The organism is Streptomyces xanthophaeus (assembly GCF_030440515.1).
Classification (GTDB): domain Bacteria; phylum Actinomycetota; class Actinomycetes; order Streptomycetales; family Streptomycetaceae; genus Streptomyces; species Streptomyces kutzneri.
In genome coordinates, this window is the sequence record NZ_CP076543.1 from 7163762 (window position 1) to 7188561 (window position 24800).

Below are 24800 nucleotides of genomic sequence, written 5' to 3' on the forward strand. Positions count from 1 at the left end.
CCGCACCGCGGGAGCCCCTTCCTCGTACGGCCAGGACGGTCAGGACCGTCAGACCAGGTCGCGCCGCATGACCCAGCGGTGCCGCTTGTCGCTCTTGGCCTCGGTGCGGTGGACCCGGCGGAAGCCCGCCCGCTCGAACATGTCCATCGTCCCGACATAGGCCAGGGTCGGATTGACCCGGCCGCCCTCCGGATCCACCGGATACCCCTCGACGGCGGGCGCGCCGTGGGCGCGCGCGTGCTCGACGGCCCCCTCCAGCAGGCCCGAGGCGACCCCCTTGCCGCGGAAGTCCTTGCGCACGACGAAGCAGGTCACCGACCACACGGGCAGATCGTCCACCGGTGTGATCGTCTTCGAGGAGGTCAGCCGGTCGAGCTGCCGGCGCGGGGCCACGTTGCACCAGCCCGCCACCTCGCCGTCCAGGAACCCGAGGACCCCGGGCGGCGGATCGGCCTTCTCCATCAGGCCGCGCAGGTGCTCGCCCCGCTCGTCCGCCGTGAGCCGCCCGTAGTCGCCGGTGGACAGCCGCCACGCCATGCACCAGCACGTGTGCGCGCTCTTCTTCGGCTGGAGCACCTGGCGGATGTCGTCCCACAGATCCGCCGTGGCGGGCCGTACTTCTAAACTCATGCTGCTACTTCGCTCTCTTCCGCTTCTTACGAGCGTCCCGCGGCCGCGGTGTCCCGCGCCCCGGCGACGACATCGGTCATCACGGCGACCAGCACCCCGAGGGCCCGCCGGCACGCCTTTTCTCCTGCGTCCAGATGAGTGACCAGCCGGACCGTCTCCGGGCCGGGCGCGGTCACCAGTACTCCTTCCTGCGCGGCCCGTGCGACGACCTCGTCGGCGCCGGGAACCTCGATGAGGACGATGTTGGTCTCCGGCGGGCGCACGGTGAACCCCGCGTCCCGCACCCCCGCCGCCAGCAGCGCGGCGTTGGCGTGGTCCTCGGCGATCCGCTCCACGTGGTGGTCCAGGGCGTACAGTCCCGCAGCCGCCAGGATGCCCGACTGGCGCATGCCGCCGCCCAGACCGTGCCGCAGCTTCCGGGCCCGCGGCAGCCTTTCGGCCGGCAGCAGGAGCACCGACCCGACCGGCGCGCCCAGGCCCTTCGACAGGCACACGGACAGCGAGTCGGCCGTCCGCCCGTACTCGTGCGCCGAAGTGCCCGTCGCGGCCATCGCGTTCCAGATCCGGGCCCCGTCCATGTGGACCGCCAGGCCCCCGCCGGACGTCAGTTCCCGTACGGCGCGCAGCGTCTCCAGCGGGTGGACCGTACCGCCGGCCCGGGTGTGGGTCTGTTCCACCTCCACCGCACGGGTACCGAGCGTGTACGGGTTCCCCCGCCGGACCACCCCGGCCAGCAGCTCCGCGGTGATCACCCCCCGCTCCGCCGACACCGTGCGCGTCTGGATCCCGCCGTAGCGGGCCGGGGAGGCCTCCTCGTGCGCCAGGACGTGCGCCTCGGCGTCGCACACCAGCTCCTCGCCGGGACCGACGAGGAGCTGGAGGGCGATCTGGTTGGCCATCACCCCGGACGGGGTGAACAGGGCCCCGGAGAAGCCGAAGAGCCCGGCGAGCCGGTCCTCCAGCGCGCGGACGGTCGGGTCCTCCCCGAACAGGTCGTCGCCGACCTCGGCCGCGGCCATCGCGGCCCGCATCCCGGGACCCGGCCGGGTCACGGTGTCGCTGCGCAGATCGACCGTGTCGAACGTGTCGGTACTCCCGATGGTCATGACGGTACGTCAACTCCTCGCTCGCGCGGCTGTGGGGTGAGTTCGCGGGCCGCCATCCAGTCCAGCAACGGGCGCACCAGCTGCCAGGTCTCCCGCACCAGCTCCCCGGCGCGCGCCGTGTGCAGCCCGGCGTCCGGACCGTGGCGGCGTCCCGCGTCGATCTTGCGGTGGCGCAGCAGCCCCAGCCGCGGGTGGTCCGCCGGGACACCCCGCGGCCGGGACTTGAGCCGGTCGCCGCCCAGGGTGAACCCCTGGTCCTCCAGCCGGCCCGCGATCGCGGCCAGCTCCACGCCGCCGTCCTCCTCCTCGACGGCGGCGCGGTACCGGGCGACCTCGGCCCCGGCGTAGGGATACCAGCGGCCGGAGGCGTAGAGCCCGTGCCGGTCCAGGTGCACCCAGAGGCCCAGACAGGGCAGCAGATCCAGATAGGCGCCCTGGTAGGTCTTGTACGGGGACTTGTCGTGCGACATGCGGGTGTCCCGGACCGGGCCGAGCACCCGCACCTCGCCCGATCCGGTCGACTCCTTGAAATACGCGCCCAGTTCAGCGGCCAGCTCGTCCATCGGCGCACGTACGTCACGCTCGTACCGCTCGCGGTGGCGCAGCCGCCACGCCTCCTTGCTGTTGTCGGCCGCGAGGTCCTCGTACAGGCGCAGTGCCGAGGGCGGGAAGCCGCTGAAGGTCACGGCAGATACCCCGGCAGGGGGTGGGTGGCGCACAGCTCGGACACCCGGGTGCGCACCCGGTCGCGCAGCGCGTCCGGCAGTACGCCGCCCTGCGCGCGCAGCGCCGTGAGGACGTCGGCGACCAGGTCGGCGCACTCGGCGGCCACCGCGTGGTCCATCCCGCGCGCGGCCAGCGTGTTGGTGCCGAGCCGCAGCCCGCCGGTCACCCGGACCGGTGTGGTGTCGCCGGGGACCCGGTTGCGGTTGACGACGATCCCGCAGGACTCCAGGGCCTGCTCGGCGACATCCCCGGTGACCCCGGTGTCCCGCAGGTCGAGCAGCACCATATGGGTGTCCGTACCGCCGGTGACCAGCCGGAACCCCCGGTCCAGGAGCCGCTGGGCGATCGCCTGCGCACCGTCGGCCAGCCGCTTGGCGACCTCGGCGAAGTCCGGGCTCGCCACGAAGTCCAGGGCGCGCGCCTTGGCCGCCACCGACGCCAGGTCGGGGGTGCCCTGGGTGAACGGGAACACGGCGCGGCGCAGGGTCGCGGCCAGGGTGCCGCGCTCCGGTCCGGCCTTGCGGGCCTCCCGGCCGAGCAGGATCAGCCCGCCGCGCGGGCCGTACAGCTGCTTGTAGGTGCTGGTGGTGGTCACGTGGGCGTGGTCGACCGGGCTCTGGTGGAGGCCGGCGGCGACCAGTCCCGCGATGTGCGAGATGTCGGCCAGCAGATAGGCGTTGGCCTCGTCCGCGATCTCCCGGAAACGGGCGAAGTCGATGCTGCGGGGGTACGCGCTCGCCCCGCAGACGATCAGCTTCGGGCGGTGCTCCAGGGCCAGTTCGCGGATCTGGTCGTAGTCGAGCAGCCCCTCCGGCGTCACCCGGTAGCCGTGGGCGCGGTAGTAGCGGCCGGTCACCGAGGCGGGGGAGCCGTGGGTGAGGTGGCCCCCGCAGTCCAGGTCCAGCCCGAGCAGGCTGTCGCCCGGGCTCAGCAGCGCCGTGATCACGGCGAGGTTGGCTGAGGAACCGGAGTGCGGCTGCACGATCGCGTCCTCGGCCCCGAACGCTGCGCACGCCCGGTCGATGGCGAGGCGCTCGATCTCGTCCGCGACCCCGCAGCCGGCGTGGTAGCGGTTCCCGGGGAAGCCCTCGGCGGTCAGGTTGCCGAGCGCGCTGCCCTCGCAGGCCAGGACGGAGGGATCGGCGACGCTGGACGCGGCGACCATCATCAGGGTGTCGCGCTGGCGCGCCGACTCCCGGGCCAGCAGGTCGTACAGGACGGAATCGCGCTCTCTCAGCCGGGTGTTGGCGTGCGCGGCGAAATCGACCAGGTCGGGATCGGGATCGGGCTCGGGGCCGTGGCCGGATGCCGTGGGCAGCTCCGGCTCGGTGACGGGCGCGGGCAGGGTGAGACTCATGACTGTCCCCTCTCGGAATCGTCCGTGATGGCCGTGCTGAACCGGCTCGTGTCCTCAGCCGCCCGCATCGGCGGTGTCCGTCTCGTCGGCCTCCAGCTCGCCGAATGCCTCGGCGGCCGCGACCGCCTCCGCGCCGTGCTGCCCGTCCGCGGCGATCTTCCCGGCCAGTTCGGAGATCAGCGGGTTCTGGAACACGGTCTTGACCGGCACCGGCACTCCCAGCAGCTCCTTGAGCAGACCGGCCAGCCGGGTACCGCTGAGCGAATCGCCCCCCAGGCTGAAGAAGTTGTCACCGGGCGCCACCCCGTCGAGGCCGAGGATGTCGGCGACCGCCGCGCACAGCACGAGCTCCAGCGCGCTGCCCGGCCCGTCCCCGGCATCCCGTACGGCCGCCTCGTCGGCGGACTCCTGCTGCCGTCCGGCGGAGGAGGCCAGCAGCAGCCGGTCGACCTTGCCGTTGCGGGTCAGCGGCAGCTCCTCCAGCACGGTCAGCGCGGCCGGCACCATGTAGCCGGGAAGCTGCTCGGCGAGCCGCTCGAGCACCGGCCCGGCCGCCTCGGCTCCGGCCACGACGAAGGCGTGCAGCCGCCGCACCCCGTGCGCGCTGGCCGGGGCGACCACCACGGCCGCCTCGACCTCGGCGTCCTGGCGCAGCACGGCCTCGATCTCGCCGAGCTCGATCCGGTGGCCCTGGATCTTCACCTGGAAGTCGTCCCGGCCGAGGATCTCGATGCTGCCGTCCGGCAGGTACCGGCCCAGGTCCCCGGTCAGATAGGCGCGCTCGCCGCTCTCCGGAAGGTGCACGAAGCGGTTCGCCGTGCGCTCCGCGTCGTTCCAGTAGCCGAGCGCGAGCCCGACGTCGCTGGCCACGGCCATCTCGCCGACCACCCCGAGCGGGCGCTCGTAGGCGGCCGCGTCGACGATGTAGTAGCGCTGGTTGGTGATCGGCTTGCCGTACGGGATGCTCGTCCAGGAGGGGTCCACCTCGCCGATCGGCTGGAACAGCGACCAGCAGATCGTCTCGGTCGGACCGCCCGAACCCACCACCTGGATCCGGGGGCTCTGCGCCCGCAGCCGGTCCGGCAGCGTCAGCGGGATCCAGTCGCCGGAGAGCACGGACAGCCGCAGGGACTCCAGCGGCCGGCCGCCGCCGCGCCGCTCGCGCACCTCGGCCTCACCGACCAGCAGTTCCATCAGGACGGGCACGGAGTTCCACAGGGTGACCTGCTCGGACCGGACCAGATCGGCCCAGACGTCGGGCTCGGCGTGCTCGAACGGCGGCGGCAGCACCACGGTCCCGCCCTGCGTCAGCACCCCGAACACGTCGTAGATCGAGGCGTCGAAGTGCAGCCCGGAGATGGCCAGCAGCCGGTCCCGCGCACCGACCTCGAAGCGTGTCGCGACATCGCGGATCAGGTTGACCACGCCGATGTGGTCGACCATCACGCCCTTCGGCTCGCCGGTCGAGCCCGAAGTGAAGATCGTGTACGCGAGGTCCGCCGGCGTCTGCGCCGTGTCGGGCCGGGCGTCGGTCCCGGACTCGAAGTCCTTGTCCACCCGGTAGCGGCGGGCCGTGGGGGGCCAGCTGATCCGGGAGTCCAGCCAGGACTGGGTGAGGATCCGGTCGACCTTGGCCTCGGTGAGCAGGCGGCGCAGCCGCTCCGGCGGCACGGACGGGTCCAGCGGCAGATAGGCGGCGCCGGAGGCGAGGATCCCGTACACCGCGGCGTACTGCTCCCAGCCCTTCTCCATCACCACGGCGACCAGCTCGCCCGGAGCCGCCCCGTGGTCCCGCAACGTGTGCCCGATCCGCCAGGCGTACGAGGCCAGCTCGGCGTAGCTCAGCCGCCGCCCGGAGGCGTCCACCACGGCCTCGGCACCGGGGGTGCGCTCCACCTGCTGGGCGAACAGCTCGTGCAAGGTGGTGTACGGGATCTGCCCCGCGGTGTCGTTGACCTGGCGGCGCAGCGTCCGCTCGGCTGCCGGGATCAGGTCGAAGCGCCGGGTGTGCAGGGACTCCGGGTCCCGCGTGAGCCGCTCCAGGAGGTCCACGTACACGCCGAAGGCGGCGTCGACGAAGCCGGGCGCGAACGCCCCCTCGACGAAGTCCCAGATGACGCGCAGCTCACCGGCCAGTTCGCGCAGCTGTACGTCGAGCGAGACCTGCGGGGTCTGCGAGATCGAGTACACCTCCCGGCCCAGGTCCGTGACGGGCCTGCGCACCGGGTAGTCGAGCAGGCTGGTCACGACCACCGGCATGCCGGCCTGCGCGCCCACCCCGTGCAGCCGGGTCAGCTCGCGCAGCACCCGGACGCCGTTGAAGGCGCCGTGCTCCGCGTCGCGGGCGAGCTGGTCGCGCAGGGCGTGCGCCCGGTCCAGGAAGGTCGCGCCCGAACCGTCGGCGGCGAGCATCACGGCATTGGTGAAGTCACCGAGGACCCCGGCGATGTCCGGGTGCACCGCCGGGCGCTGGAAGATCGGGTAGTTGATGGTGAAGTCGGACTCCTCCGCCCAGCACCGGACCACCTCGGCGAAGGCGGCCGTGAGCAGGACCGACGGCGTCAGCCCCGCCTCGCGCGCCCGTGCCGAGAAGCGCTGCCAGTCCGCGGGGGAGAGGCGGTGCTCGCGCCGGTCGAAGCGCACCTCATGCCCGCCGCCGGCGGGGCCGCCCGTGGGCAGCGAGGGGGCCGGCGGCAGGGTGGGGACGCGCTCCACCCAGTAGTCGCGGGCGGCACGGAAGGCCTCGGTGTGCGGCAGGGCGTCCGCGCGCCAGCGGGCGTACTCCGCGAAGCCGATACCGGGCTCCGGGAGCTCGGTGTCCGGGTCCTCGTACAGGTCGACCAGCTCGGGGAAGAGCACCTGGAAGGCACTGGAGGCGTCCAGCACCTGCAGGTCGATCCCGAGGTGGACCCGGCTCAGGTTCCCCGGACCGCCCAGCCGGATGATCCGCAGGTCGAACAACGGCCAGCTGCCCACCGGGAAGACCACGTGGCTCATCTCGTCCCGCAGCGCGGCGAGCCGTTCCCGCGAGGCCTCGGCGGACAGCCCGCTCAGGTCCACGACCGGTATGTCGAAGGGCAGCGGGTCGGCCGGCACCCACTGGGTGCCGTCCGTGCGGCCGATCGCGCGGAGCATGTCGTGGCGGGCGACCACCTTGCGCCAGGCGGCGGCGAAACGCTCGGGATCGAGGTCCGCACGCTCCCATTCGAAGTAGCCGTAGCAGCCGATACCGCCCAGCTCGACTGCTTCACCTCGCCCGATCATCAGTGCCTGCTGCGTCTCGGTCATCGGGAAGGACGCGGCACTGTCCGCGCGAGCGGGCAGGAGCTCGGTCATGGTCCAACTCCATTCGGTGTTACGGGCCGTTGGCTGGTGCTTGCCTGGGGTGGTGACGGGCCGGAGCGCCCTGCTGCGGGGCAGGGCGAGGCTAGGGGCGGCGAGTTAGCCGCCGGTTATGTTCCGTGCGGGCGGCGGCGGTGGCGCCGGTGGCGGCGGTCCCGTGGCCGGGCGCGGCCCCCTCGCCCAGGGAGAGCGCGAAGAGCCGTACGAGCGGATGGAACAGGTAGCAGGGCTGGCCCCACTCGTCCGCGCCGCTGACCTCCAGCAGGGCCGCGTCGGCGAGCGCCTCCAGCAGCCGCTCGGCCTCGGTCTCCGGCAGGCTCAGCGCCATCGCCGCGTCCGCGGCCGGGAACGGCTGCGGGCCGAGCGCGGCCAGCGCCGGGAACACCGCCCGCACCTCGGGGTCCAGCGCCCGCCAGGACGGCAGCAGCGAGCCGTGCACGTCCAGATCGCCCGAGTGCAACTCCCGCAGCCGGGTGACGGGATCCGCCAGCCGGCGGGCCAGCCGGTCCGGGGTGGAGTGCGGCCGGGCGGCGATCCGGGTCCCGACGATCCGCAGGGCCAGCGGCAGACCGGCGCAGTGCTCGACGATCGCGGACGCCGCACCGGGTGCCGAGGCCACCCGGGCAGGACCGGCCGCGGCCGAGAGCAGCTCCAGCGAGTCCCGGGGCGCCAGAGGAGCCAGGGCCACGGTGTGCGCCCCCGCCACGGTGGGCAGGGCGGTCCGCCCGGTGACCAGGACCGCCGGCTCCGGGGTGTTGGGCAGCAGCGGCCCCAACTGGGCCGCCCCGGAGGCGTTGTCCAGCACGATCAGCAGCTGCCGGCCCCGGGTCCGCTCCCGGTAGAGCCGGACCAGCTGGTCCTGGTCGTCACCGTCCGGTACGTCGTCCATCGGCCCCAGTGCGCGCAGCAGCCCGCGCAGCACCCGGGTGGGGTGCCGGGGAGTGCCGTCGGGCGCGCGCAGGTCGGCGTACAACTGCCCGTCGGGGAAGTGCCGCTGGCAGCGGTGGGCCGCGTGGACGGCCAGGGCGGTCTTGCCGAGCCCGGCCATACCGGTGACCAGGACCCGGCGGGGCCGCCCCGAGCCCTGCGCATCGGGGGCCAGCGCACGGCACAGCAGCTCCAGTTCGGGCTCCCGGCCGGTGAAGTCGACGGTGTCGGGGGGCAGCATGGCCGGAGCGCCGTCCGGGCGGCCGGACGCGTCCCGCCGGGGGCCGGCCAGGACGGCGGGGGCTGTGCACGGCTGCCGGTCCAGCGTGCCCTCCAGCAGCGCCCGGTAGGTGGCCTGGAGCTCCTCGCCGGGGTTCACGCCGAGCTCGTCGGCGAGCACCGCGCGACCGTGGTGGTAGAGGTGGATGGCGTCCGCCTGCCGCCCCGACCGGCACAGGGCGGTCATCAGCTGGCACCGGATGCGCTCGCGCAGCGGGAACTCGGCGACCAGGCCGGTGAGCTCGCCGGTGATCTGCTCGTGCCGGCCCAGCGCGAGATCGGCCGCGATGCGGTGCTCCAGCGTGACCGCCCGGGCCTCGGTGAGCCGCGGCGCCTCGGCGTCGGCGAGGTATTCCGTGGCGTTGGCGAAGGGCAGGCCGTTCCACCGGGCCAGGGCGCCGCGCAGCAGCTCACCGGCCTTTTCGAAGTCCTCGGCGATCAGTGCCTCGCGGCCGCCGAGCGCCAGCTTCTCGAATTCGCTCAGGTCAAGGGTTGCATTACCGATGCTCATGGCATATCCGGGCGGCCGACGATCGATCAGAACATCGTCGCCGAGAATCTTGCGCAAGCGGGAAACATAGGTGTAGAGCTGGGCGCTGACGGTGGCCGGCGGCGCCCAGCCCCACAGCAGCCGGCACAGCCGTTCGTCGGAGATCACCTCTTCACGGGCCACGAGGAGCGCCGCGAGCACGGTGTGCAGCTTCGCCCCGGAGAACGCGACCCGACGGCCGTCCCGCCGTACCTCGACCGGCCCGAGCACTCGGAATTCCATGTACCGCCCCATCCGTGATTCATGGAGAAGAATCTCTGGACGAAGCTAGTGGAGTGCGTTGTCTCCTCGATATCGTGGCGATTTCGAGGGCGGCCCGGGTCACGAAATCGATGGAACACGGAAGGAAAAGGAGGCGTCCCTACTGTTCCATTCGTGCCGCAGCGAGCGGCAGTGATGCTCCACCGAGAGGGGATTCCCAGATGCGCAGCACGCGGACGGTGAAGACGGCGAACACGGCGGCGGCGGCCTGCCTGCTCGTTCTTGCGGGGGTGTTCGTCGGCGTGGGGGGAGCGTCGGCCGTCCTGGCGGACACGCACACCACCGTGCAGGCCGACGACGACATGCCCTGGGGCGTCGTCAAGCCGCTGGTCCCCCCGCACCCCGGCTCCGCCGGCAAGCACGGCGACATGCCCTGGGGCTGACCGGTCCCCGCTCCGGCCCGGCCGCCCACGGTTCGCGGCCTGCCCGCTGCCACCGGGTCAGTCGCGGATGCCGTCGATGTCGACCAGGACGTGCCGCGGTCCGCGGAAGATCTGGTTGCGCCGGTACGGCGGCGGGTCCTCGACGAGCCGGGGGTTTTCCACCCGGCGGACGAACTCGCCGACCGCGTTCTGGACTTCGAGCCGCGCGAGCGGAGCGCCGAAGCAGAAGTGGATGCCCTGGCCGAATCCGAGGTGCTGGTTGTCGCGGCGCTCGAGGTCGAGCTCGTCGGGGTCGGTGAACTGTTCCGGGTCGCGGTTCGCCGAGCCGTACGCCAGGAAGACCGGTGCCCCCTTCGGGATGGTGGTGCCGGCGATGTCGATGTCTTCCACGGCGGAGCGGGTGGGCCAGAACTGCACCGAAGACTCGAAGCGCAGCAGCTCCTCCACCCCGGGCACGATCAGTTCGGGCCGGCGGCGCAGCTTGTCGAGCGCGTCGGGGTGCCGCAGCAGGGTGAGCACGCTGTGGGCGATGAGATTGACCGTGGTCTCGTGCCCGGCGAAGATCAGGAGCAGGGCATTGCTCGTGAGCAGGCCCTTGGACATCCGTCCCTCCGGGCCGTCCTCGTTCACCATCGCCGAGAGCATGCCGGGGCCGGGCTGCCGTGCGTACCGGTCGTACAGCTCGGCCGCGAACCGTCCGAACTCCTGCACGGCCTGATTGCCCCCGGCCAGCCGCGCCTGGAAGTCTTCGGAGGCTGTCTCGGGGCCGTACTCCCAAGCGTCCAGGGCGGTTTCGATCCAGTGGTGGAAGCGTGGCTCGTCCTCCAGCGGCACGCCCAGCACCTTGCAGATCACCGTCACCGGCAGGGGATAGGCGAACTCGTCGACGGCATCGATCCGGGTCTTGCCCCGCATGTGGTCCAGGAGGCCGCCGACGAGGCGCCGGATCTCTGGCTCCAGGCCGGAGATCAGGTCGGGCGCATGGGGCGGGCCGACGAAATGCGGGGTCATCGTCCGGCGATCCCGGTCGTGCTCGGGTGGATCGCAGGTGATGATGCTCGGCTCGGCCTCCGGTTCCGCCGAGGCCTCCGCCGAGCTCTCCGCCGCGCCCTCCGCCTGGGCCGGGGCCGGGGCCGGACCCTTCCGCGGATCCGAACTGATCCGGGGGTCGTGGAGCAGCGTGACGATCTCCCGGTAGGTGCTGACGACGTAGGTCCCGTCCGGCTGCCGCGCCACCGGTGTCTTGCGCAGTTCTTCGTAGAAGGGGTACGGATCGGCGCGGTTGGCGAAGCGCAGGGCCTGCTGCCAGGGGGTTTCCTCGGCCACGAGGCTCCCCTCCTTCTTCCTGTCGGTGTCAGCGATGCCGAGGCCGGAACTCGGCCGTCCGCCCGCTCGGGGCGTGGCCGGTCAGGACGACGTCGGGCACCTCCGTCGGGACGCCGGGTTCCGGGAACTCGGCCGGCATCGGCTTCATGTCGGACGGCCGGTCCCAGCCCGGAGGCGGAGGCGGAAACGGACCGGAACGCTCGATCAGCTTCCCGTAGTACTCCAGCCACTTGCCGTGATCGAACGTGACAGCCGCGACGATGCGTCCCCGGTGACCGTAGGCGGCGGCGAAACGGCGCTCCGCGACGGAGCCCTGCGTGAAGACGATCTCGTCACCGAAAGACGGCACGCCGACGGACTTGATGTTGACGCCGAACTGGCCGGACCAGAAGCCGGGGACCAGCAGGTGCGGGCGATAGTGGGGCTCGAGGTTCACCATGTTGTGCGCCGCCACCTCGGCGCCGAAAACGGCGTTGTCCCAGTGCTCCATCGCGAGGAACTGGTACTCGTACAGCACATGCGGCGCACGCGCCACGTCCCCCGCCACGTAGATGCTGTCGGTGACCACGCCGTTGATGTCGAAGGCACGCCCTCCGGCGTCGCACCCGACGCCCCAGAAGCCGGCCGCCAGCCCGGCCCCCTCCAGCCATTCCACGTTGCGGATCGAACCCAGCGAGGCCACCACCACGTCGGCGTCGACGACGGCTGCGTCCGAGAGCCGGGCACGCCGCACGTGTCCGCCGGAGTCGCCCTCCAGCGACGACACACCGAGCCCGCAGCGCAGGTCCACGCCGTGATCGCGCTGCATCTGCGCGGCGATCTCCCCGATCACCCCGCCGAGCGCGCCGCTCAGCGGCGCCGAACCCCGCTCGACGACGGTCACCGGGATCCCGAGCTCCCGGCAGACGGAGGCCACTTCCGAGCCGATGAACCCGGCGCCGATCACCAGGACCCGCGACGGCGGTGCGGCCAGTTCCTTCTGCAGCTGTGCGGCGTCGTCACACGAGCGGATCGTGTGGACCCCCTGGAGGGCGGCCTCGGCCGGGTTCGGCCACTGCCGCGCGCGCGTGCCCGTGGCGATCAGCAACCGGTCGTACCCGACCTGTCCGCCGTCGGCCAGGCGCACCTGCTTCGCGGCCCGGTCCAGCCCGGTGGCGGCCACCCCGAGCCGCCAGTCCGCATCCACGTCTCGCATGCGGGGAAGCTTGGTGTGGTCGGCCGGCACCCAGCCCTTGAGCACCTGCTTGGACAGCGGGGGACGGTCGTAGGGCTCGTACGGCTCGTCCCCGATGATGGTCAGGGAACCCGTGAAACCCTCCTCGCGCAGGGCTTCCGCGGCCCGCAGCCCGGCCAGGGAGGCACCCACGACGACGATCCGGCCGTTGGCCTTGAACTCGCGCACCAGCTCCGCCACCGTCGCCGGCAAGGTCATGACGTCTCGCCCCGCTCCGCACCGTTCAGGCGATCGATCACGATCGCCCGCACCGGACACGCCGCAGCGGCTCGCTCGACCTGCAGGCGCCGCTCGTCATCGGGGTTCGGCTCGTAGGTGAGTGCCTCCTGACCACCCAGCCTGAAGACCTCGTGAGCCAGATACACGCATTGTGCGTATCCCTGGCATCGATTCAGGTCCACGACGATCCGCATGGGGAGACTCCTTCCGCTCCGCCTCCCCCCGGCCGGACACGTCACAGTCCGAAGGGCGCCCTGCGCATCGACGCGTCGGCACAGAGACCCGCTCCGGTCATTGCGTCCTAAAAAAATCCTCGTCCCGCCCACCAGCGACCGCAAACCCGCCAGGTGTCCCGCCCGCGCCGGCACACCTACGCCTTGCCGTCCTCGGGGCACGTCAGCAGCAGGGTCAATTCCGCCGCCGTGAAGGAACGATGCGGCAGCTCGCCGGCGCCCCCGCCGCCCGGCCCGCACGCCGCGTCCTGGACCGCTGCCAGCAGCCGGTCCGCCTGCGCCCGCCAGGGCTGTGCGCCGACCTCTCCGAACGCGGCCCGCGCCCGCCGGAACCTCTCCGCCGCCTCCGCCGGGCGGCCGCCGATCGCCTCCACACATCCCAGATCGGTCTCCACCCGGGCGTACAGGAAACGGTCCGCCAGCTCATCCGTGATCTCCAGAGCCTGCTGCAGCGTCCCTCCGGCCGCCGACAGCAGGCCCTGGCTCCACTGCGTCTGTCCCAGTCCCCGCAGCGCGTGCGCCTCCCCGACCCGGTCGCCCTCGCCCCGGGTCAGCCGCAGTACCGCGCCGAAGGCCTCCGCGGCCTCGCCCAGATCTCCTGCGCGCAGCCGGACCTCGGCCAGCCGGTACACGCTCTGCGCCTCCGCCCGCACCGATCCGGTACGCCGGCTCAGCGCCACCGCCTGCTCCGCGAGCGGCAGCGCGCCGCCCACGTTGCCCCGGTCCAGCTCGATCTGCGCCTGGAAGCCGAGCAGGTGGGCCTCGTTCCCGATGTCACCCGACACGTGGAAACCGCTCAGGGCCGCCTCGCAGTACTCCAGGGCCCGCTCCCAGTCCCCCTGGAACCGCGCGCACATGGCCAGGTTCCGCTGGGCGAGCGCCGCCCCGCCCACGTCACCGGTGTTGCGCAGCAGCCGCAGCGCGGCCATGTTCCAGCCCTCGGCCTGTTCGTAGCGCCGCTGGTAGATCGCCAGCGACCCCAGCAGCCGCAGCATCGTCGCCTCGCCCGGTGCGTCGCCGGTGCGCCGGGCCGAGGACAGCGCCTGCTCGGCGCAGCGCTGCCAGTCCTCCAGATAGTTCTTCGTCTCGAAGTGCGGGACCGCGCTCTCGGTCAGCGTCCACGCGTACCGCGCCCGGCCCGTCTCCGCCGCGTGCGCCACCAGGTCCGTGACGGCCGTGCGCTCCGACTCGAACCAGTCCATCGGCGTGGCCAGCAGCTCGTCGGCCAGCTCCGGCAGGAAGCGCGGGGCCGGTGCCGGTGTCCGGCCCACCGGGAACCGGCGCCCGTCGATCCGCCGGTGCGCCTCCTCGGCCAGCCAGAGCCAGGACGCGAAGGCCCGCTCCAGCGCGGCGTCGGTCTCCCCCTCCGGCTCGTCCGACTCCGCCCGTTCGCGGGCGAACAGCCGCAGCAGGTCCTGGAACCGGTAGCGGGCGGCCCGCCCCGGCTCGGCGTCGGCCACCTCCAGCAGCTGCGCGTCGACCAGGTGGTCGATCAGTTCCTCCGCGTGCCACACATCGGTGTCCAGTACGGCCGCCCCCGCCCAGGCGGCGAAGTCCGCCGTGCGCAGCAGGCCGAGCCTGCGGTACATTCGGGCCGTCTCCGGCGGCAGGTCCCGGTAGGTGAGCCGGAAGCCGGCGCGCACCCCGCCCTCGCCCGGGCTCAGCACGTCGAGACGGGAGCGGTGGTCGCGCAGCCGCGCCACCAGGCTCCGTACGCTCAGATTGGGTTTGGCCGCCAGCCGCGCGCCGGCGATCCGCAGCGCGAGCGGAAGGCAGTCGCACAGGGCGCCGAGCTGTTCCACCGCCACGGGGTCGCTGCCGAACCGGTCGGCCCCGGCCAGTTTGATCAGCAGCGCCGTCGCCTCGGCCGGCTCCAGCATCCGCAGCCGCAGGGTCAGTGCCGTGTAGTCCCCGGTCACATCGCCCAGGCTCTCCCGGCTGGTGGCCAGCACCACGCTGCGTCCGCCGCCCGGGAGCAGGGGTCTGAGCTGGTCGAAGGAGCGTACGTTGTCCAGGACGATCAGTGTCTTGCGGGTGCTGAGCAGGCTCCGGAACAGCGAGGCCCGCTCGTCGGGATCCGCCGGTATCTGGGGCGCGCCGATCCCGAGGGCGCGCAGGAAGCGGTCGAGCACGGCGGCGGGGGACACCGGCGCGTGCTCCTCGTCGTACCCGCGCAGATCGGCGAAGAGCTGGCCGTCCGGGAACTGGTCGGCGACCTGGCTCGCCCAGTGCACCGCGAGTGCGGTCTTGCCCACCCCGCCCACGCCGACGATGGTCGCCAGCGCCGGGGTGTGCGGGTTGTAGGGCTCCTTCAGGAGCCGGTCCAGGGAGGTCATCTCCCGCTGCCGGCCGGTGAACGCCATGACGTCCGCGGGCAGTTGTGCCGGGACGGTGCTCAGGGCCGCCGGCGCGGGCGACGCCGTGGCGGGGGGCCGGGTCAGTTCGGGGGAGTCGCGCAGGATCAGTTCGTGCAGCTGACGCAGTCCGGGACCCGGTTCGATCCCGAGCTGCTCGGTGAGTAACCGGCGGCCGTGCAGGAACACTTCGAGGGCCTCGGCCCGCTGCCCCGACCGGTACAGGGCCAGCATGAGGTGTTCGCGGCACTGCTCGCGCAGGGGATGCCGGGCCACCAGCTCGGTGAGCTCACCGGTGAGCGCGCGGTGCCGGCCCAGCTGGAGCATCAGACCGGCGCGTTCTTCCATCAGCGCGAGCCGCATCTGCTCCAGCCTGGTGGTCTCCGCCTCCAGCCGGGAGCCGGAGGGCTCGTCCAGCGCGGAGCCCCGCCAGATGCTGAGCGCCTCCTCGAACTGCGCGCACGCCTCTTCGGTCCGTCCGTGCCGGGCGGCGTCCCGCCCCTGCTCGGCCCGCTCCATGAACTCCTGGACGTCGATCCGGTGCTCTCCCTTGGCCAGCAGGTAGCCCGGAGGAGAGGTGATCAGCAGATCGGTCACCCCGGCCTGCTTGAAGGTCTTGCGGAGGGTGGCCACGCAGATGGCGATCTGGTTGCGGGCCGTCGCCGGGGGAGATTCCGGCCAGACGGCGTCCACCAGGGTGTCCACCGACACGATCCGGTCAGCGGAGAGCAGCAGCATCGACAGGACCGTTGCCTGGCGCCGGCCGTTGATGCGCAGCGGACCGTCATCGGTCTGGACGAGCAGCGGTCCCAGCACTCTGAAGACAAACCGATTCAAAAGGTCCCCCGGCCTTGAAACCCCGCGTCAGGCGCGAACGGTACCGCAAAGAGCGTTCCTCGGTGCAGTCAACTCTTGGGAAAAATGCAGGCGGTTTCAGGCCAGCTTGTCCGTATAGCGGTGGACACGCACGCGGGCCTCACCGAGAGTCGTCGGATCCGATCGACGACAACGCGCCGGACAGGCCCCGCAGCACCTCGGCCGTGCGGTGCACCTCGTCCTCGCCGCCGAGGCCCTCGCACAACTGCCGGGCCAGCCCGGCGAGACAGGAGTCGATCTCCCGTTTCGCGGCCACGCCGTGCTCGGTGGCGGTGAGCAGCTTGGCCCGCCGATGCGCCGGATTGTCCAGGTAGACCGCGAGCCCCTGCCGCACCAGCAGGTCCGCTATGCGCTGCACGCTCTGCCGGGTGGTCCCCACCCGCCGGGCCACGGCGGACACGGACAGTGATTCGTCCGTCACCGTGCTGAGTATCTGCCAGCGCGCGGCACTGAGCCCCGAGTCGAGCGTGAGCCGGTCGAGGGCCGCCGTGAACCGTCCGTTCAGCCGGAAGACCGCCACCGCGGCCCGGCTGAACGCCTCGGCCTCCCCGGACTCCGCCGTACGCGCCAACGTCGGTCCCCTTCCGTACGCCCCGCGGGTCGCTGCACGATAACAGCGCGTGGTCACGTGGACGAGAGCCGGCCACGGCGGCGCGACCCGGCCGGTGCGCAGGGCCCGTCAGGGCGGCGCCCCGGGTCGGCAGAGGGTGCCCACCGACTGGTCCGTTGGTAGGCCCGTGGCCGACAAGTCCGTCCAGTTCATGTGCCAATGGCCCAGTGTCCGCAAGCTCGGTTGAGCCAGTGGGTCCCCGGATGCTTATCTGTGTCGTATCCATGTACTTACGGCGCCGCGCAGCGCCGGACGGCAACGAAGCCGGTTCCGGAGCGCGGCGCCTTCGCCGTGCCCGTCCGCCGCCCACCACCCCCGGGCGGCGCCGGGCCGGCGCGCAGCACTGCAAGGGGGGCGGCACACCGCCGTGAAGAGGATGTTCGTGGCTCCGGATCCGGGGCGTATGAGACTGCGGAACTCGGCCCGCGCGGTGATCGGCGTCGCCGCCGCCGTCGCCCTCGCCGAAGTGTGCGGTCTCTCCCTGACCGCCTCCATCACCGGGGGACTGGCGGCCCTGCTCGCCCTCTTCACCGTGCTCGACGCGGACGTCCGGGCCCAGCGCCTGACCACCGCCCTGCTGCCCGTCGCCGGATTCCCCGTCCTGGCCCTCGCCACCACCCTGCACGGGGTGCCGCTCGCCCGGGACGCCGCCTTCCTCGCCGTCGTGTTCGCCGGGGTGTACGCCCGCCGCTTCGGCCCGCGCGGACACGCCCTCGGGATCTTCGGCTTCATGATGTTCTTCGTCACCCAGTTCCTGCACGCCCGGCCCGCGCAGCTGCCCGAGCTGTACGCCTCCGTCGGCCTGGCGCTCCTCGCCGCCGGAGCCGTGCGCTTCCTGCTGTGGCCCATCGAGCGGCGCACCCCGCCCCCCGCCGCCCCGCCCGGCCTGCCCGGAACCGGGCTCGCGCGGCCGACCACCCGGCAGGCCTTCCAGGCCACCGCCGCCTGCGCCTTCGCGCTCGGCATCGGCCAGGCGCTCTCCGACGACCGCTGGTACTGGGCCGTCGGCACCTCCTGGTGGATCTTCGTGAACACCGCCTCCCGGGGCGAGACCCTCGTACGGGGCTTCCGCCGCGTCCTCGGCACCGTCGTCGGCATCGCCGCCGGGCTGCTGATCGCCGTACCCCTGCACGGCGCGCCCGCGCCCACCGCCGTACTGGTCGCCGTATGCGTCTTCGGGATCTTCTACACGGCCGCGCCCTCGTACTCCTGGATGATGTTCTTCGTCACCGTCATGGCCGGCCTGCTCTACGGCCTCCTCGGCGTCCTGCACCCCGGACTGCTGCTCCTGCGCTTCCAGGAGACCGCCATCGGCGCGCTCGGCGCCGCCCTCGCCGTCGTACTCATCCTTCCGGTCACCACCCACGCCGCCAACGACGCGTGGATCCAGCGCGCCCTGCACTGCGTACGCGCCTCAACGGCGGCCGCCCTGGACCGCCTCGCGGGCGACCCGGACGCCGACCCCGCCCCGCACGCAGCCGAGCTGGAGCTGCTGCTGGCCCGGGTCCGGATGGCGCTCGCGCCGCTCGTCCACCCGCTGAGCCCGCTGCGCGCCCGCAAGGCCCGGGCCCGGCAGGTGCTCGCGCTGCTCGACGACTGCGCCCGCGACGTGCGCGGGCTGGTCGCCGTCGCCGCCGACCCGCAGGCCTCGCACGACGCCCGGCTGGCCGCCGCCTGCTGGCGCGTGGAGGCCGCGGTGGAGGCCCTGACCGCCCCGCACGGCACGCCCGGGATCGCCACCGTGCCGCACCCCCGGCCCGCCGCCGCGGAACCGGCCCTCGCCCACCTCCACGGCCTGGAGCACACCCTCGTGGCACTGGCGACCCCGCTGCGCACCGACCCCCGGGCGCCGCTGGTCATCAGCGCCTGAGCAGCCCCTCCGGGGTGTCCGCCAGCCCCGCCGGCAGCCGGCCGGCGGTGTGCACCACCCCGAGGGTCTGGGTGGCCCGGGTCAGCGCCACGTACAGGTCGCTCGGCCGGAACTCGTCCGGCTCCACCACGATCACCGTGTCGAACTCCAGCCCCTTGGCCTGGCGCGGGTCCAGCAGGACCACCTCCCCGGTCAGGTCCGGCTCCGCGTCCGCGCGTACCCCCGGCAGTACGGCGGCCAGCGCCGCGTGCCGCGCCCGCGGCGCGATCACCGCGAGCCGGCCCTCGGCCGGCAGCTCCCGCGCCACGGCCTCCCGGGTCGCCGCCGCCAGGTCGCCGGCCGCGTGCGCCCACGGCCGCACCCCGGTGGCCCGTACCGAACGCGGGGGTTCGAAGCCGGGATCGCGGGTGCGCAGCACGGCCGCCGCCACCTCCATGATCTCCGCCGGCGTGCGGTAGTTGACCCCCAGCCGGACCAGCTCCCAGCGCTCGCCCACGTACGGCGACAGGATCCGCGCCCACGAGCCGCAACCCGCCTCGTCGGCCGTCTGCGCCGGGTCGCCGACCAGGGTCATCGACCGGGTCGGGCAGCGCCGCATCAGCAGCCGCCACGCCATCGCCGACAGCTCCTGGGCCTCGTCCACGATCACGTGCCCGAAGGCCCAGGTGCGGTCGGCCGCGGCCCGCTCGGCGGTACTGCGGTGGTCGGCCTCCTCGTGGCGCTCTGCCATCCGCTCCGCGTCGATGATGTCGTGGGCCGCGAGGAACTCGTTCTCCTCGTCCTCGAACTCGTACGACTGAGAGCCCTCGGACAGGTCCAGCACGCCCTGCGCGTAGGCGATGCGCCGCTGCCGGTCCCGCTCCTCGGCGGCCCTCCGGGCCGTGTCGTCCTCGCCGAGCAGCTCGGCCGCCTCGTCCAGGAGCGGCACGTCGGCCGGGGTCCAGTCCGGCCGGGCCGAGGGCGCGCGGCGGATCAGGTCGGCCTCGTGCGCGGGCAGGTGGGTGGGCTCCGCCAGGAAGTCGGCGATCAGCTGCTGGGGGGTGAGGGAGGGCCACAGCGAATCGATCGCCGCATGCACGGCGGCGCTCGTCGCGATCTCCTTGCCGAGCTGGGCGATGTCGTCCGAACCCAGCAGGTTCGGCCCGCCGTACGGATCGGCGCCCAGCCGGTCGGCGAGCTGCGCGGTGAGCGCGTCGATGACCGGGAAGGCGAAGGAGGGCCGCGCCTGGTTGTGGGGCAGCCCGGTGGCCCGGGCCCGGTCCCGCGCCTCGTACGCCATCGTGCGGTCCAGCAGCAGGGTGCCGTACTCCTCGTGGTCGATCTCCAGGGCCGGCTCGGGGACGGTGTCGTACTCCTCGCCGGTGTCCGCGGGGACGTGCTCCGGCAGGCACTGCCGGTCGGCCACCACCCGGGCGAGGACCTCCGCCATCGCGGCCCGCCCCTTCACCGCGGCCGCCCCCGGGCGGTCGGTGCCGGTGGCGTGCACGCCCGGGAAGAGCTCGCCCGGGGTGGCCAGCAGGACGCCCGTCTCGCCGAGGGCCGGGAGCACCCCGCCGATGTAGCCGAGGAAGGCGGGGCCCGGTCCGACGATCAGCACACCGCGCTTGGCGAGCAGCTCCCGGTGGGCGTACAGCAGGTACGCGGCGCGGTGCAGCGCGACCGCGGTCTTGCCGGTGCCGGGACCGCCCTCGACGACCAGCACCCCGCGGTGCGTGGAGCGGATGATCCGGTCCTGCTCGGCCTGGATGGTGCGCACGATGTCGTGCATCCGGCCGGTCCGGGCCGCGTCGAGCGCGGCGAGCAGCACGGCGTCCGCGTCCGCGCCCTCGTGCCCGGTGCGCTCGGCGTCGGTCAGGTCGAGGATCTCGTCGTGCAGCGCGGTGACCACGCGCCCCCGGCTGCTGATGTGCCGGCGGCGGCGCAGCCCCATGGGGGTGTGGCCGGTGGCGAGGTAGAAGGGGCGGGCCACGTCCGCGCGCCAGTCCAGGACCAGCGGAGTGCGTTCCGCGTCGTCGGCCCGGATTCCGAGGCGGCCGATGTGGTGGTCCCGGCCGTCGGAGAACTCCAGACGGCCGAAACAGAGACCGTTCTCGCCCGCATTCAGGGCGGAAAGCAGACCGGACTGCTCGGCGACCAGGACGTCCCGCTCCAGCCGCGCCTGAAACCCGGTTCCGACATCGCGCAGCGCCCCTTCGACCGCCCGTTCGGCCTGGTCACGCAGACCGTCGAGGCGCTCGTAGAGCTCGGTGACGAATTGCTGCTCTTTCCGGAATTCCTCGGTTGACAATTGCACTCCTGCCGCGATACGGTGTCCTCGTAAGCTTCCTCACGACTTCGTTTCAGGCGAAGTCGTGAACCATTGAATATACGCTCTCTTCTCCCTCGGCAGCCAATTCGGCCGGGGGATTTTTTGCGTACCGTGGATCTCATGACCACCGCACACGGCTCAGCCGACGGAATCGTCTACCGCCTCGCCCGTCCCGAGGACGCGGGTGCCATCGAGGCCCTGGACAGCTCCTTCACCACCGCCACGGTCTTCGAGGTGAGCGACCCCGGCTCGGGCGACGGCGCGGGCTCCGGTTTCCTGCTCCGCGAGGTCCCGGTGGACCCGCCCGTGCACAAGGTGTTCCCGCCGGAGGAGCACGACGAGCAGGTCTTCGGCGGCGGGAAGGACTCGGACGCCGACGCGCGGACCTTCGTGGCCCTCGACGGCGACCTGCTCTGCGGGTTCGCCGCCGTCGGCTACGCCCCCTGGAACCGGCGGCTGACCATCGAGGACATCGAGGTCTCGCCAGGTCACCGGGGACGCGGCATCGGCCGCGCCCTGATGGAGTGCGCCGAGCGCTTCGCCCGCGAACGGGGAGCGGAGCACCTGTGGTTGGAGGTCAGCTCGGTCAACGCCCCCGCGGTGCACGCCTACCGGCGCATGGGATTCACCTTCTGCGGCCTCGACACCGCGCTGTACGGCGGCACACCGGCGGCCGGTGAGCAGGCGCTCTACATGAGCCGCCCCTGCCGCTGACCCGGCGCACGGCTGACCCCTGCGCACGGCCAACTCCCGGAACGAGCCGGATCATACGCCCCCGTGTGCCCTGCTGCAGCCCGATCCGCGAGGGATCACCCGGAGGAGTGCTCCCTGATTGCCAATCACCCCACGCTGACCTGCGGCATGTACAACGGGTAATTGTTTATTGCACATTCATCCGGCACCTACAGGGTGGATCTGGTCGGACAGGGGGTAACCGCCGGGAATGGAAATTCTTCAACAGCGCTCCACCACCGCTCAGGTGTGGGAAGCGGCCGAGGAGTTCATCCGACTCTTCCACCGGGAGAACGCGGAGGCCGGCGATCCGCGCGCCCGGCTCGCCGCCGTGAGGGCCGAGCTCGCCGAGACCGGCAGTTATGTGCACACCCCCGAGGAACTGGTCCACGGGGCCCGGGTGGCCTGGCGCAACAGCAACCGCTGCATAGGCCGCCTCTACTGGAACTCGCTGCGGGTCCGCGACCGCCGCGGGCTCACCGACGCCGACGACATCGCCGCCGAATGCTTCGACCACCTGCGCGAGGCCACCAACGGGGGCAGGGTCAGGCCCACGATCACGGTCTTCGCCCCGGACACCCCGGCCCGGCCCGGCCCGCTGATCTGGAGCGAGCAGCTGGTCAGATACGCGGGATACGGCGACCATCCGTCGATAACCGTCGGCGACGCCCGCAACGCCCCGCTCACCGAGGCCCTCCTCCGGCTCGGCTGGTCCGGTGGCCCCGGAACCCCCTTCGACCTCCTGCCGCTCGTGGTCCAGGGCGTCGACGACAAACCCCGTTGGTTCGACACCCCCGCCGACGCCGTCCTGGAGGTGCCGATCGACCACCCCGACGGCGAGGGCTGGGCGGACTGGGGGCTGCGCTGGCACGCCGTACCCGCCATCTCCAACATGTGCCTGGAGATCGGCGGCATCCACTACCCGGCCGCGCCGTTCAACGGCTGGTACATGGGCACCGAGATCGGCGCCCGCAACCTCGCGGACACCGACCGGTACAACCTGCTGCCCGCCGTCGCCCGCCGCCTGGGCCTGGACACCTCCAGCGACCGGTCCCTCTGGAAGGACCGCGCGCTCGTCGAACTGAACCGGGCCGTCCTGCACTCCTTCGACCGGGCCGGGGTCACGATCGCCGACCACCACACCGAGTCCCGGCGCTTCCTCTCCCACATGGAACGGGAGGAGCGCAAGGGGCGCGAGGTGGGCGCGGACTGGTCCTGGATCGTGCCGCCGATCTCCGGCTCCGCGACCCCCGTCTTCCACCGCACCTACGAGGACCGCAGCAGCAGTACGGCCTACGTCCACCACCCCGGCGCGCAGGAGCGGGCCCAAGGACGGGATTTGGTCTAGACCTTCTGTTACCGTCGGCTCCGGACGGATCCGAAAGCGGTGAGAGGGGTTTCCTGTGGGCGGCGCGGACAGCAAGGACCGAAGCGGCGAACACCGGGCCTACATCGGCTCCTTCACCTCGGGGGGCGGCCGCGGTGTGACCATCGCGGCCGTGGATCCGAAGACCGGGGCGCTGACCCCGCTCTCGGTCGCCACCGCCGAGGATCCGTCGTACCTCGCCCTCGCCCGGGACACCGGCGTCCTCTACGCGGTGAGCGAGACCGAGCGGGGCGAGGCGGCGGCCTTCCGGCCCACCGCCGGCGGCCTCGCCCCGCTCGGCGTACCCGTGCGCGTCGGGGGCTCCGGACCCACCCATCTCAGTGTGGCCGGGCGCAGGCTGCTCACCGCCAACTACACCTCCGGCAGCGTCAGCAGCCTTCCGCTCGCCGCCGACGGCCGCCCGGGCGGGCCCTCCCACGTCCTGCCGCACCGGGGTTCCGGCCCCGACGCCGGACGGCAGGAGGGCCCGCACGCCCATCAGGTGCTGCCCGACCCGACCGGCCGCTGGGTGCTCAGCGTGGACCTCGGCACCGACTCGGTACGGATCTGCGCGCTCGACCCGGCCACCGGGGCGCTGCGGGTGCACGCCGAGACCGCGCTGCGCGCCGGCACCGGCCCCCGCCACCTCGCCTTCCATCCGCAGGGCGCGGTGGCGTACGTCCTGCACGAGCTGGAGCCGCAGGTGACCGTCTGCCGCTGGAACGGGGCGTCCGGGCGACTGGAACCGGTCGGTGAGGTTCCAGTGGCCTCCGGGGGCGCCTCAGGGGCCGTACGGGCCTATCCCTCGGCGATCGTCGCCTCACCCGACGGCCGATTCGTCTGGGCGGCCGTCCGGGGGGCCGACACGATCGTCACCCTCTCCCTCGCCGACGGCCCCGGGAAGCCGCGGCTCACCGGCGCCGTGGACTGCGGCGGCGCGTGGCCGCGCGATCTCGCCGTCGACCCCTCGGGGAGCCGGCTCTACGCGGCCAACGAGCGCTCGGGGGACGTCACCTGGTTCGAGGTGGACCCGCTGACCGGGCAGCCGCGCCGGGCCGGCTCGCTGGCCGTGCCCGCGGCCACCTGCGTGGTCTTCGGCTGACACGGGCGCGCGGCGCACACGGAAGGGCCCCCGGCGGCCACGGTCTCCCGTGGCCCCCCGGGGGCCCTTCGCGTCGTACGGGCGGGTCAGTGTGCGGCGGCGTCCTGGGTGATCCCGAGCGCCGCGGCGTACTGCGCGACGGCCAGCTTGCCGAGCGCGCCGTATGCGCCGAGCACCTCGGCGGTGGCGCAGTCGGCCTCCTTGCAGGCGGTGTCGAGGAGCCCGTCGGCGGCCTCCGGGCCGATCAGGTACGGGGCGAGCGCGAGCAGCGTGGAGCCCTCGCGGCGCAGCTGCTCGGCGACCGCGGCCACCGAGCCCTCCTGGTCGAGCGCGGCGGCCATGACGGGCACGGCGAGCCGGGCGGCGAGCAGCATGCCCGTGATCCCGGCGGCCTGTACGGCCTCCTCGCCACCGGTGGTGACCAGGACGATGCCGTCGGCGGCGGTGGTCACGGTGAAGAGCCGGGCGCGGTCGGCGCGGGCCAGGCCCGCCTCGGACAGCCGCACGTGCAGGCCCTCGGCGAGCAGCGGGTGCGGGCCGAGCACGTCGGCCAGCTCGGCGGCGGCCGAGGAGTCCATCAGCGCCTGGCGGATCCGGCGGAGCAGGTCGCTGTCGGGGCCGGCCAGCAGCGGCACGACCACGGCGTCCGGGCCGGTCGGCGCGGGCACCTCGTGGCCGGCCGCGCGGGCGAACTCCGCGCGCGCGACACGCTCGGTCGCGACGGCGGTCAGCACGCCGGACAGGGACGGGAACTCGGTGGCGTCGTCACCTTCGAGGAAGCCGATCCGGGCGTCGAGGCCCGGCAGCTCGGAGCGGCCGATGCTGATGATCTCTTCCGCGAGCCCTCGCGAGGCGGCCGAGGGGGCACCGGGCACGGCGAGCACCAGCGCGGGCGCGCCCTCGGGCGCCACCGCGGGCTCGGGCCGGCGGTGCCGTCCGGTCTGGCGGGGTCGCGGCATTCGTACGGGCAGGCCATTTGCGGGCCCAGTGGGGGAGCTCATGGCGCCGC

At 73.1% G+C, this 24800-nt stretch carries 18 protein-coding genes; 5 read left to right on the plus strand and 13 right to left on the minus strand.

From position 1 onward, the window contains the following. Positions 1 to 48: 48 nt before the first annotated feature. The 6 genes from KO717_RS31920 to KO717_RS31945 form a co-directional block, all read right to left on the minus strand. Complete coding sequence (locus KO717_RS31920; RefSeq protein WP_030713495.1) at positions 49 to 630, minus strand: GNAT family N-acetyltransferase; 582 nt, start codon at positions 628 to 630, stop codon at positions 49 to 51. A gap of 26 nt (positions 631 to 656) precedes the next feature. Continuing rightward, positions 657 to 1736 carry a threonine aldolase family protein gene (locus KO717_RS31925; protein ID WP_301372919.1) on the minus strand — a complete coding sequence of 360 codons (1080 nt, stop codon included), beginning with the start codon at positions 1734 to 1736 and terminating at the stop codon, positions 657 to 659. Next, entirely contained in the window at positions 1733 to 2422 is a 690-nt protein-coding gene (locus KO717_RS31930; protein ID WP_301372920.1) for a DUF2461 domain-containing protein, read from the minus strand. Before KO717_RS31930 ends, KO717_RS31925 begins: the two co-directional genes overlap by 4 nt. Continuing rightward, positions 2419 to 3819 (minus strand): serine hydroxymethyltransferase, encoded by a 1401-nt coding sequence (gene glyA, locus KO717_RS31935; protein WP_301372921.1) that lies wholly within the window; start codon positions 3817 to 3819, stop codon positions 2419 to 2421. The genes KO717_RS31930 and glyA overlap by 4 nt, the downstream gene beginning before the upstream one ends. A gap of 54 nt (positions 3820 to 3873) precedes the next feature. Next, a complete protein-coding gene (locus KO717_RS31940) occupies positions 3874 to 7155 on the minus strand; it encodes a non-ribosomal peptide synthetase (RefSeq protein WP_301372922.1) in 3282 nt (1093 codons plus the stop codon). A gap of 91 nt (positions 7156 to 7246) precedes the next feature. After that, complete coding sequence (locus KO717_RS31945) at positions 7247 to 9139, minus strand: AfsR/SARP family transcriptional regulator (protein ID WP_301372923.1); 1893 nt, start codon at positions 9137 to 9139, stop codon at positions 7247 to 7249. A gap of 200 nt (positions 9140 to 9339) precedes the next feature. Between KO717_RS31945 and KO717_RS31950 the strand changes: the two genes are divergently transcribed. After that, on the plus strand, positions 9340 to 9561 hold the full coding sequence (locus KO717_RS31950) for a hypothetical protein (RefSeq protein ID WP_301372924.1): 222 nt from the start codon (positions 9340 to 9342) through the stop codon (positions 9559 to 9561). Between the two features lie 57 nt (positions 9562 to 9618). Here the strand turns inward: KO717_RS31950 and KO717_RS31955 are convergent, their stop codons facing one another. The 5 genes from KO717_RS31955 to KO717_RS31975 all read right to left on the minus strand — a co-directional run bounded on the left by KO717_RS31955 (position 9619) and on the right by KO717_RS31975 (position 16374). Further along, positions 9619 to 10887, minus strand: a complete 1269-nt coding sequence (locus KO717_RS31955) for a cytochrome P450 (protein WP_301372925.1) — start codon at positions 10885 to 10887, stop codon at positions 9619 to 9621. 28 nt (positions 10888 to 10915) lie between these two features. Then, positions 10916 to 12319 carry an NAD(P)/FAD-dependent oxidoreductase gene (locus KO717_RS31960; protein WP_301372926.1) on the minus strand — a complete coding sequence of 468 codons (1404 nt, stop codon included), beginning with the start codon at positions 12317 to 12319 and terminating at the stop codon, positions 10916 to 10918. After that, positions 12316 to 12534, minus strand: a complete 219-nt coding sequence (locus KO717_RS31965; protein ID WP_301372927.1) for a ferredoxin — start codon at positions 12532 to 12534, stop codon at positions 12316 to 12318. Before KO717_RS31965 ends, KO717_RS31960 begins: the two co-directional genes overlap by 4 nt. Positions 12535 to 12710: 176 nt before the next feature. After that, positions 12711 to 15743, minus strand: a complete 3033-nt coding sequence (locus KO717_RS31970) for an AfsR/SARP family transcriptional regulator (protein WP_301372928.1) — start codon at positions 15741 to 15743, stop codon at positions 12711 to 12713. A 160-nt stretch (positions 15744 to 15903) separates the two neighbouring features. Then, the gene (locus KO717_RS31975) at positions 15904 to 16374 is read right to left on the minus strand and encodes a MarR family winged helix-turn-helix transcriptional regulator (RefSeq protein WP_301372929.1); all 471 of its coding nucleotides are present in this window, start codon (positions 16372 to 16374) and stop codon (positions 15904 to 15906) included. Positions 16375 to 16789: 415 nt separating this feature from the next. On the opposite strand from KO717_RS31975, the gene KO717_RS31980 reads away from it, so the two are divergent. Further along, positions 16790 to 18283 (plus strand): FUSC family protein, encoded by a 1494-nt coding sequence (locus tag KO717_RS31980; RefSeq protein WP_301374888.1) that lies wholly within the window; start codon positions 16790 to 16792, stop codon positions 18281 to 18283. On the opposite strand, the gene KO717_RS31985 is transcribed toward KO717_RS31980, so the two are convergent. Then, positions 18273 to 20570: a HelD family protein gene (locus KO717_RS31985; protein WP_301372930.1), complete on the minus strand. Its 2298-nt coding sequence runs from the start codon at positions 20568 to 20570 to the stop codon at positions 18273 to 18275. The two genes, KO717_RS31980 and KO717_RS31985, sit on opposite strands and share 11 nt — an antisense overlap. A gap of 141 nt (positions 20571 to 20711) precedes the next feature. Here KO717_RS31985 and KO717_RS31990 point away from each other — a divergent pair, with 141 nt between their 5' ends. The 3 genes from KO717_RS31990 to KO717_RS32000 all read left to right on the plus strand — a co-directional run bounded on the left by KO717_RS31990 (position 20712) and on the right by KO717_RS32000 (position 23791). Next, positions 20712 to 21305, plus strand: a complete 594-nt coding sequence (locus tag KO717_RS31990) for a GNAT family N-acetyltransferase (protein WP_301372931.1) — start codon at positions 20712 to 20714, stop codon at positions 21303 to 21305. Positions 21306 to 21534: 229 nt separating this feature from the next. Further along, a complete protein-coding gene (locus tag KO717_RS31995) occupies positions 21535 to 22671 on the plus strand; it encodes a nitric oxide synthase oxygenase (protein ID WP_301372932.1) in 1137 nt (378 codons plus the stop codon). Between the two features lie 55 nt (positions 22672 to 22726). After that, the gene (locus tag KO717_RS32000; RefSeq protein ID WP_301372933.1) at positions 22727 to 23791 is read left to right on the plus strand and encodes a lactonase family protein; all 1065 of its coding nucleotides are present in this window, start codon (positions 22727 to 22729) and stop codon (positions 23789 to 23791) included. Between the two features lie 86 nt (positions 23792 to 23877). On the opposite strand, the gene KO717_RS32005 is transcribed toward KO717_RS32000, so the two are convergent. Then, complete coding sequence (locus tag KO717_RS32005) at positions 23878 to 24792, minus strand: sirohydrochlorin chelatase (RefSeq protein WP_301372934.1); 915 nt, start codon at positions 24790 to 24792, stop codon at positions 23878 to 23880. Between the last annotated feature and the right edge of the window lie 8 nt (positions 24793 to 24800).

Bases quoted from the DNA above. Each gene is read 5' to 3' on its own strand.
- glyA (WP_301372921.1), bottom strand. From the start codon at position 3,819: ATGAGTCTCACCCTGCCCGCGCCCGTCACCGAGCCGGAGCTGCCCACG.
- KO717_RS31960 (WP_301372926.1), bottom strand. From the start codon at position 12,319: ATGACCTTGCCGGCGACGGTGGCGGAGCTGGTGCGCGAGTTCAAGGCC.
- KO717_RS32005 (WP_301372934.1), bottom strand. From the start codon at position 24,792: ATGAGCTCCCCCACTGGGCCCGCAAATGGCCTGCCCGTACGAATGCCG.
- KO717_RS31995 (WP_301372932.1), top strand. From the start codon at position 21,535: ATGGAAATTCTTCAACAGCGCTCCACCACCGCTCAGGTGTGGGAAGCG.
- KO717_RS31950 (WP_301372924.1), top strand. From the start codon at position 9,340: ATGCGCAGCACGCGGACGGTGAAGACGGCGAACACGGCGGCGGCGGCC.
- KO717_RS31945 (WP_301372923.1), bottom strand. From the start codon at position 9,139: ATGGAATTCCGAGTGCTCGGGCCGGTCGAGGTACGGCGGGACGGCCGT.
- KO717_RS31990 (WP_301372931.1), top strand. From the start codon at position 20,712: ATGACCACCGCACACGGCTCAGCCGACGGAATCGTCTACCGCCTCGCC.
- KO717_RS31980 (WP_301374888.1), top strand. From the start codon at position 16,790: ATGTTCGTGGCTCCGGATCCGGGGCGTATGAGACTGCGGAACTCGGCC.
- KO717_RS31925 (WP_301372919.1), bottom strand. From the start codon at position 1,736: ATGACCATCGGGAGTACCGACACGTTCGACACGGTCGATCTGCGCAGC.
- KO717_RS31920 (WP_030713495.1), bottom strand. From the start codon at position 630: ATGAGTTTAGAAGTACGGCCCGCCACGGCGGATCTGTGGGACGACATC.
- KO717_RS31940 (WP_301372922.1), bottom strand. From the start codon at position 7,155: ATGACCGAGCTCCTGCCCGCTCGCGCGGACAGTGCCGCGTCCTTCCCG.
- KO717_RS31965 (WP_301372927.1), bottom strand. From the start codon at position 12,534: ATGCGGATCGTCGTGGACCTGAATCGATGCCAGGGATACGCACAATGC.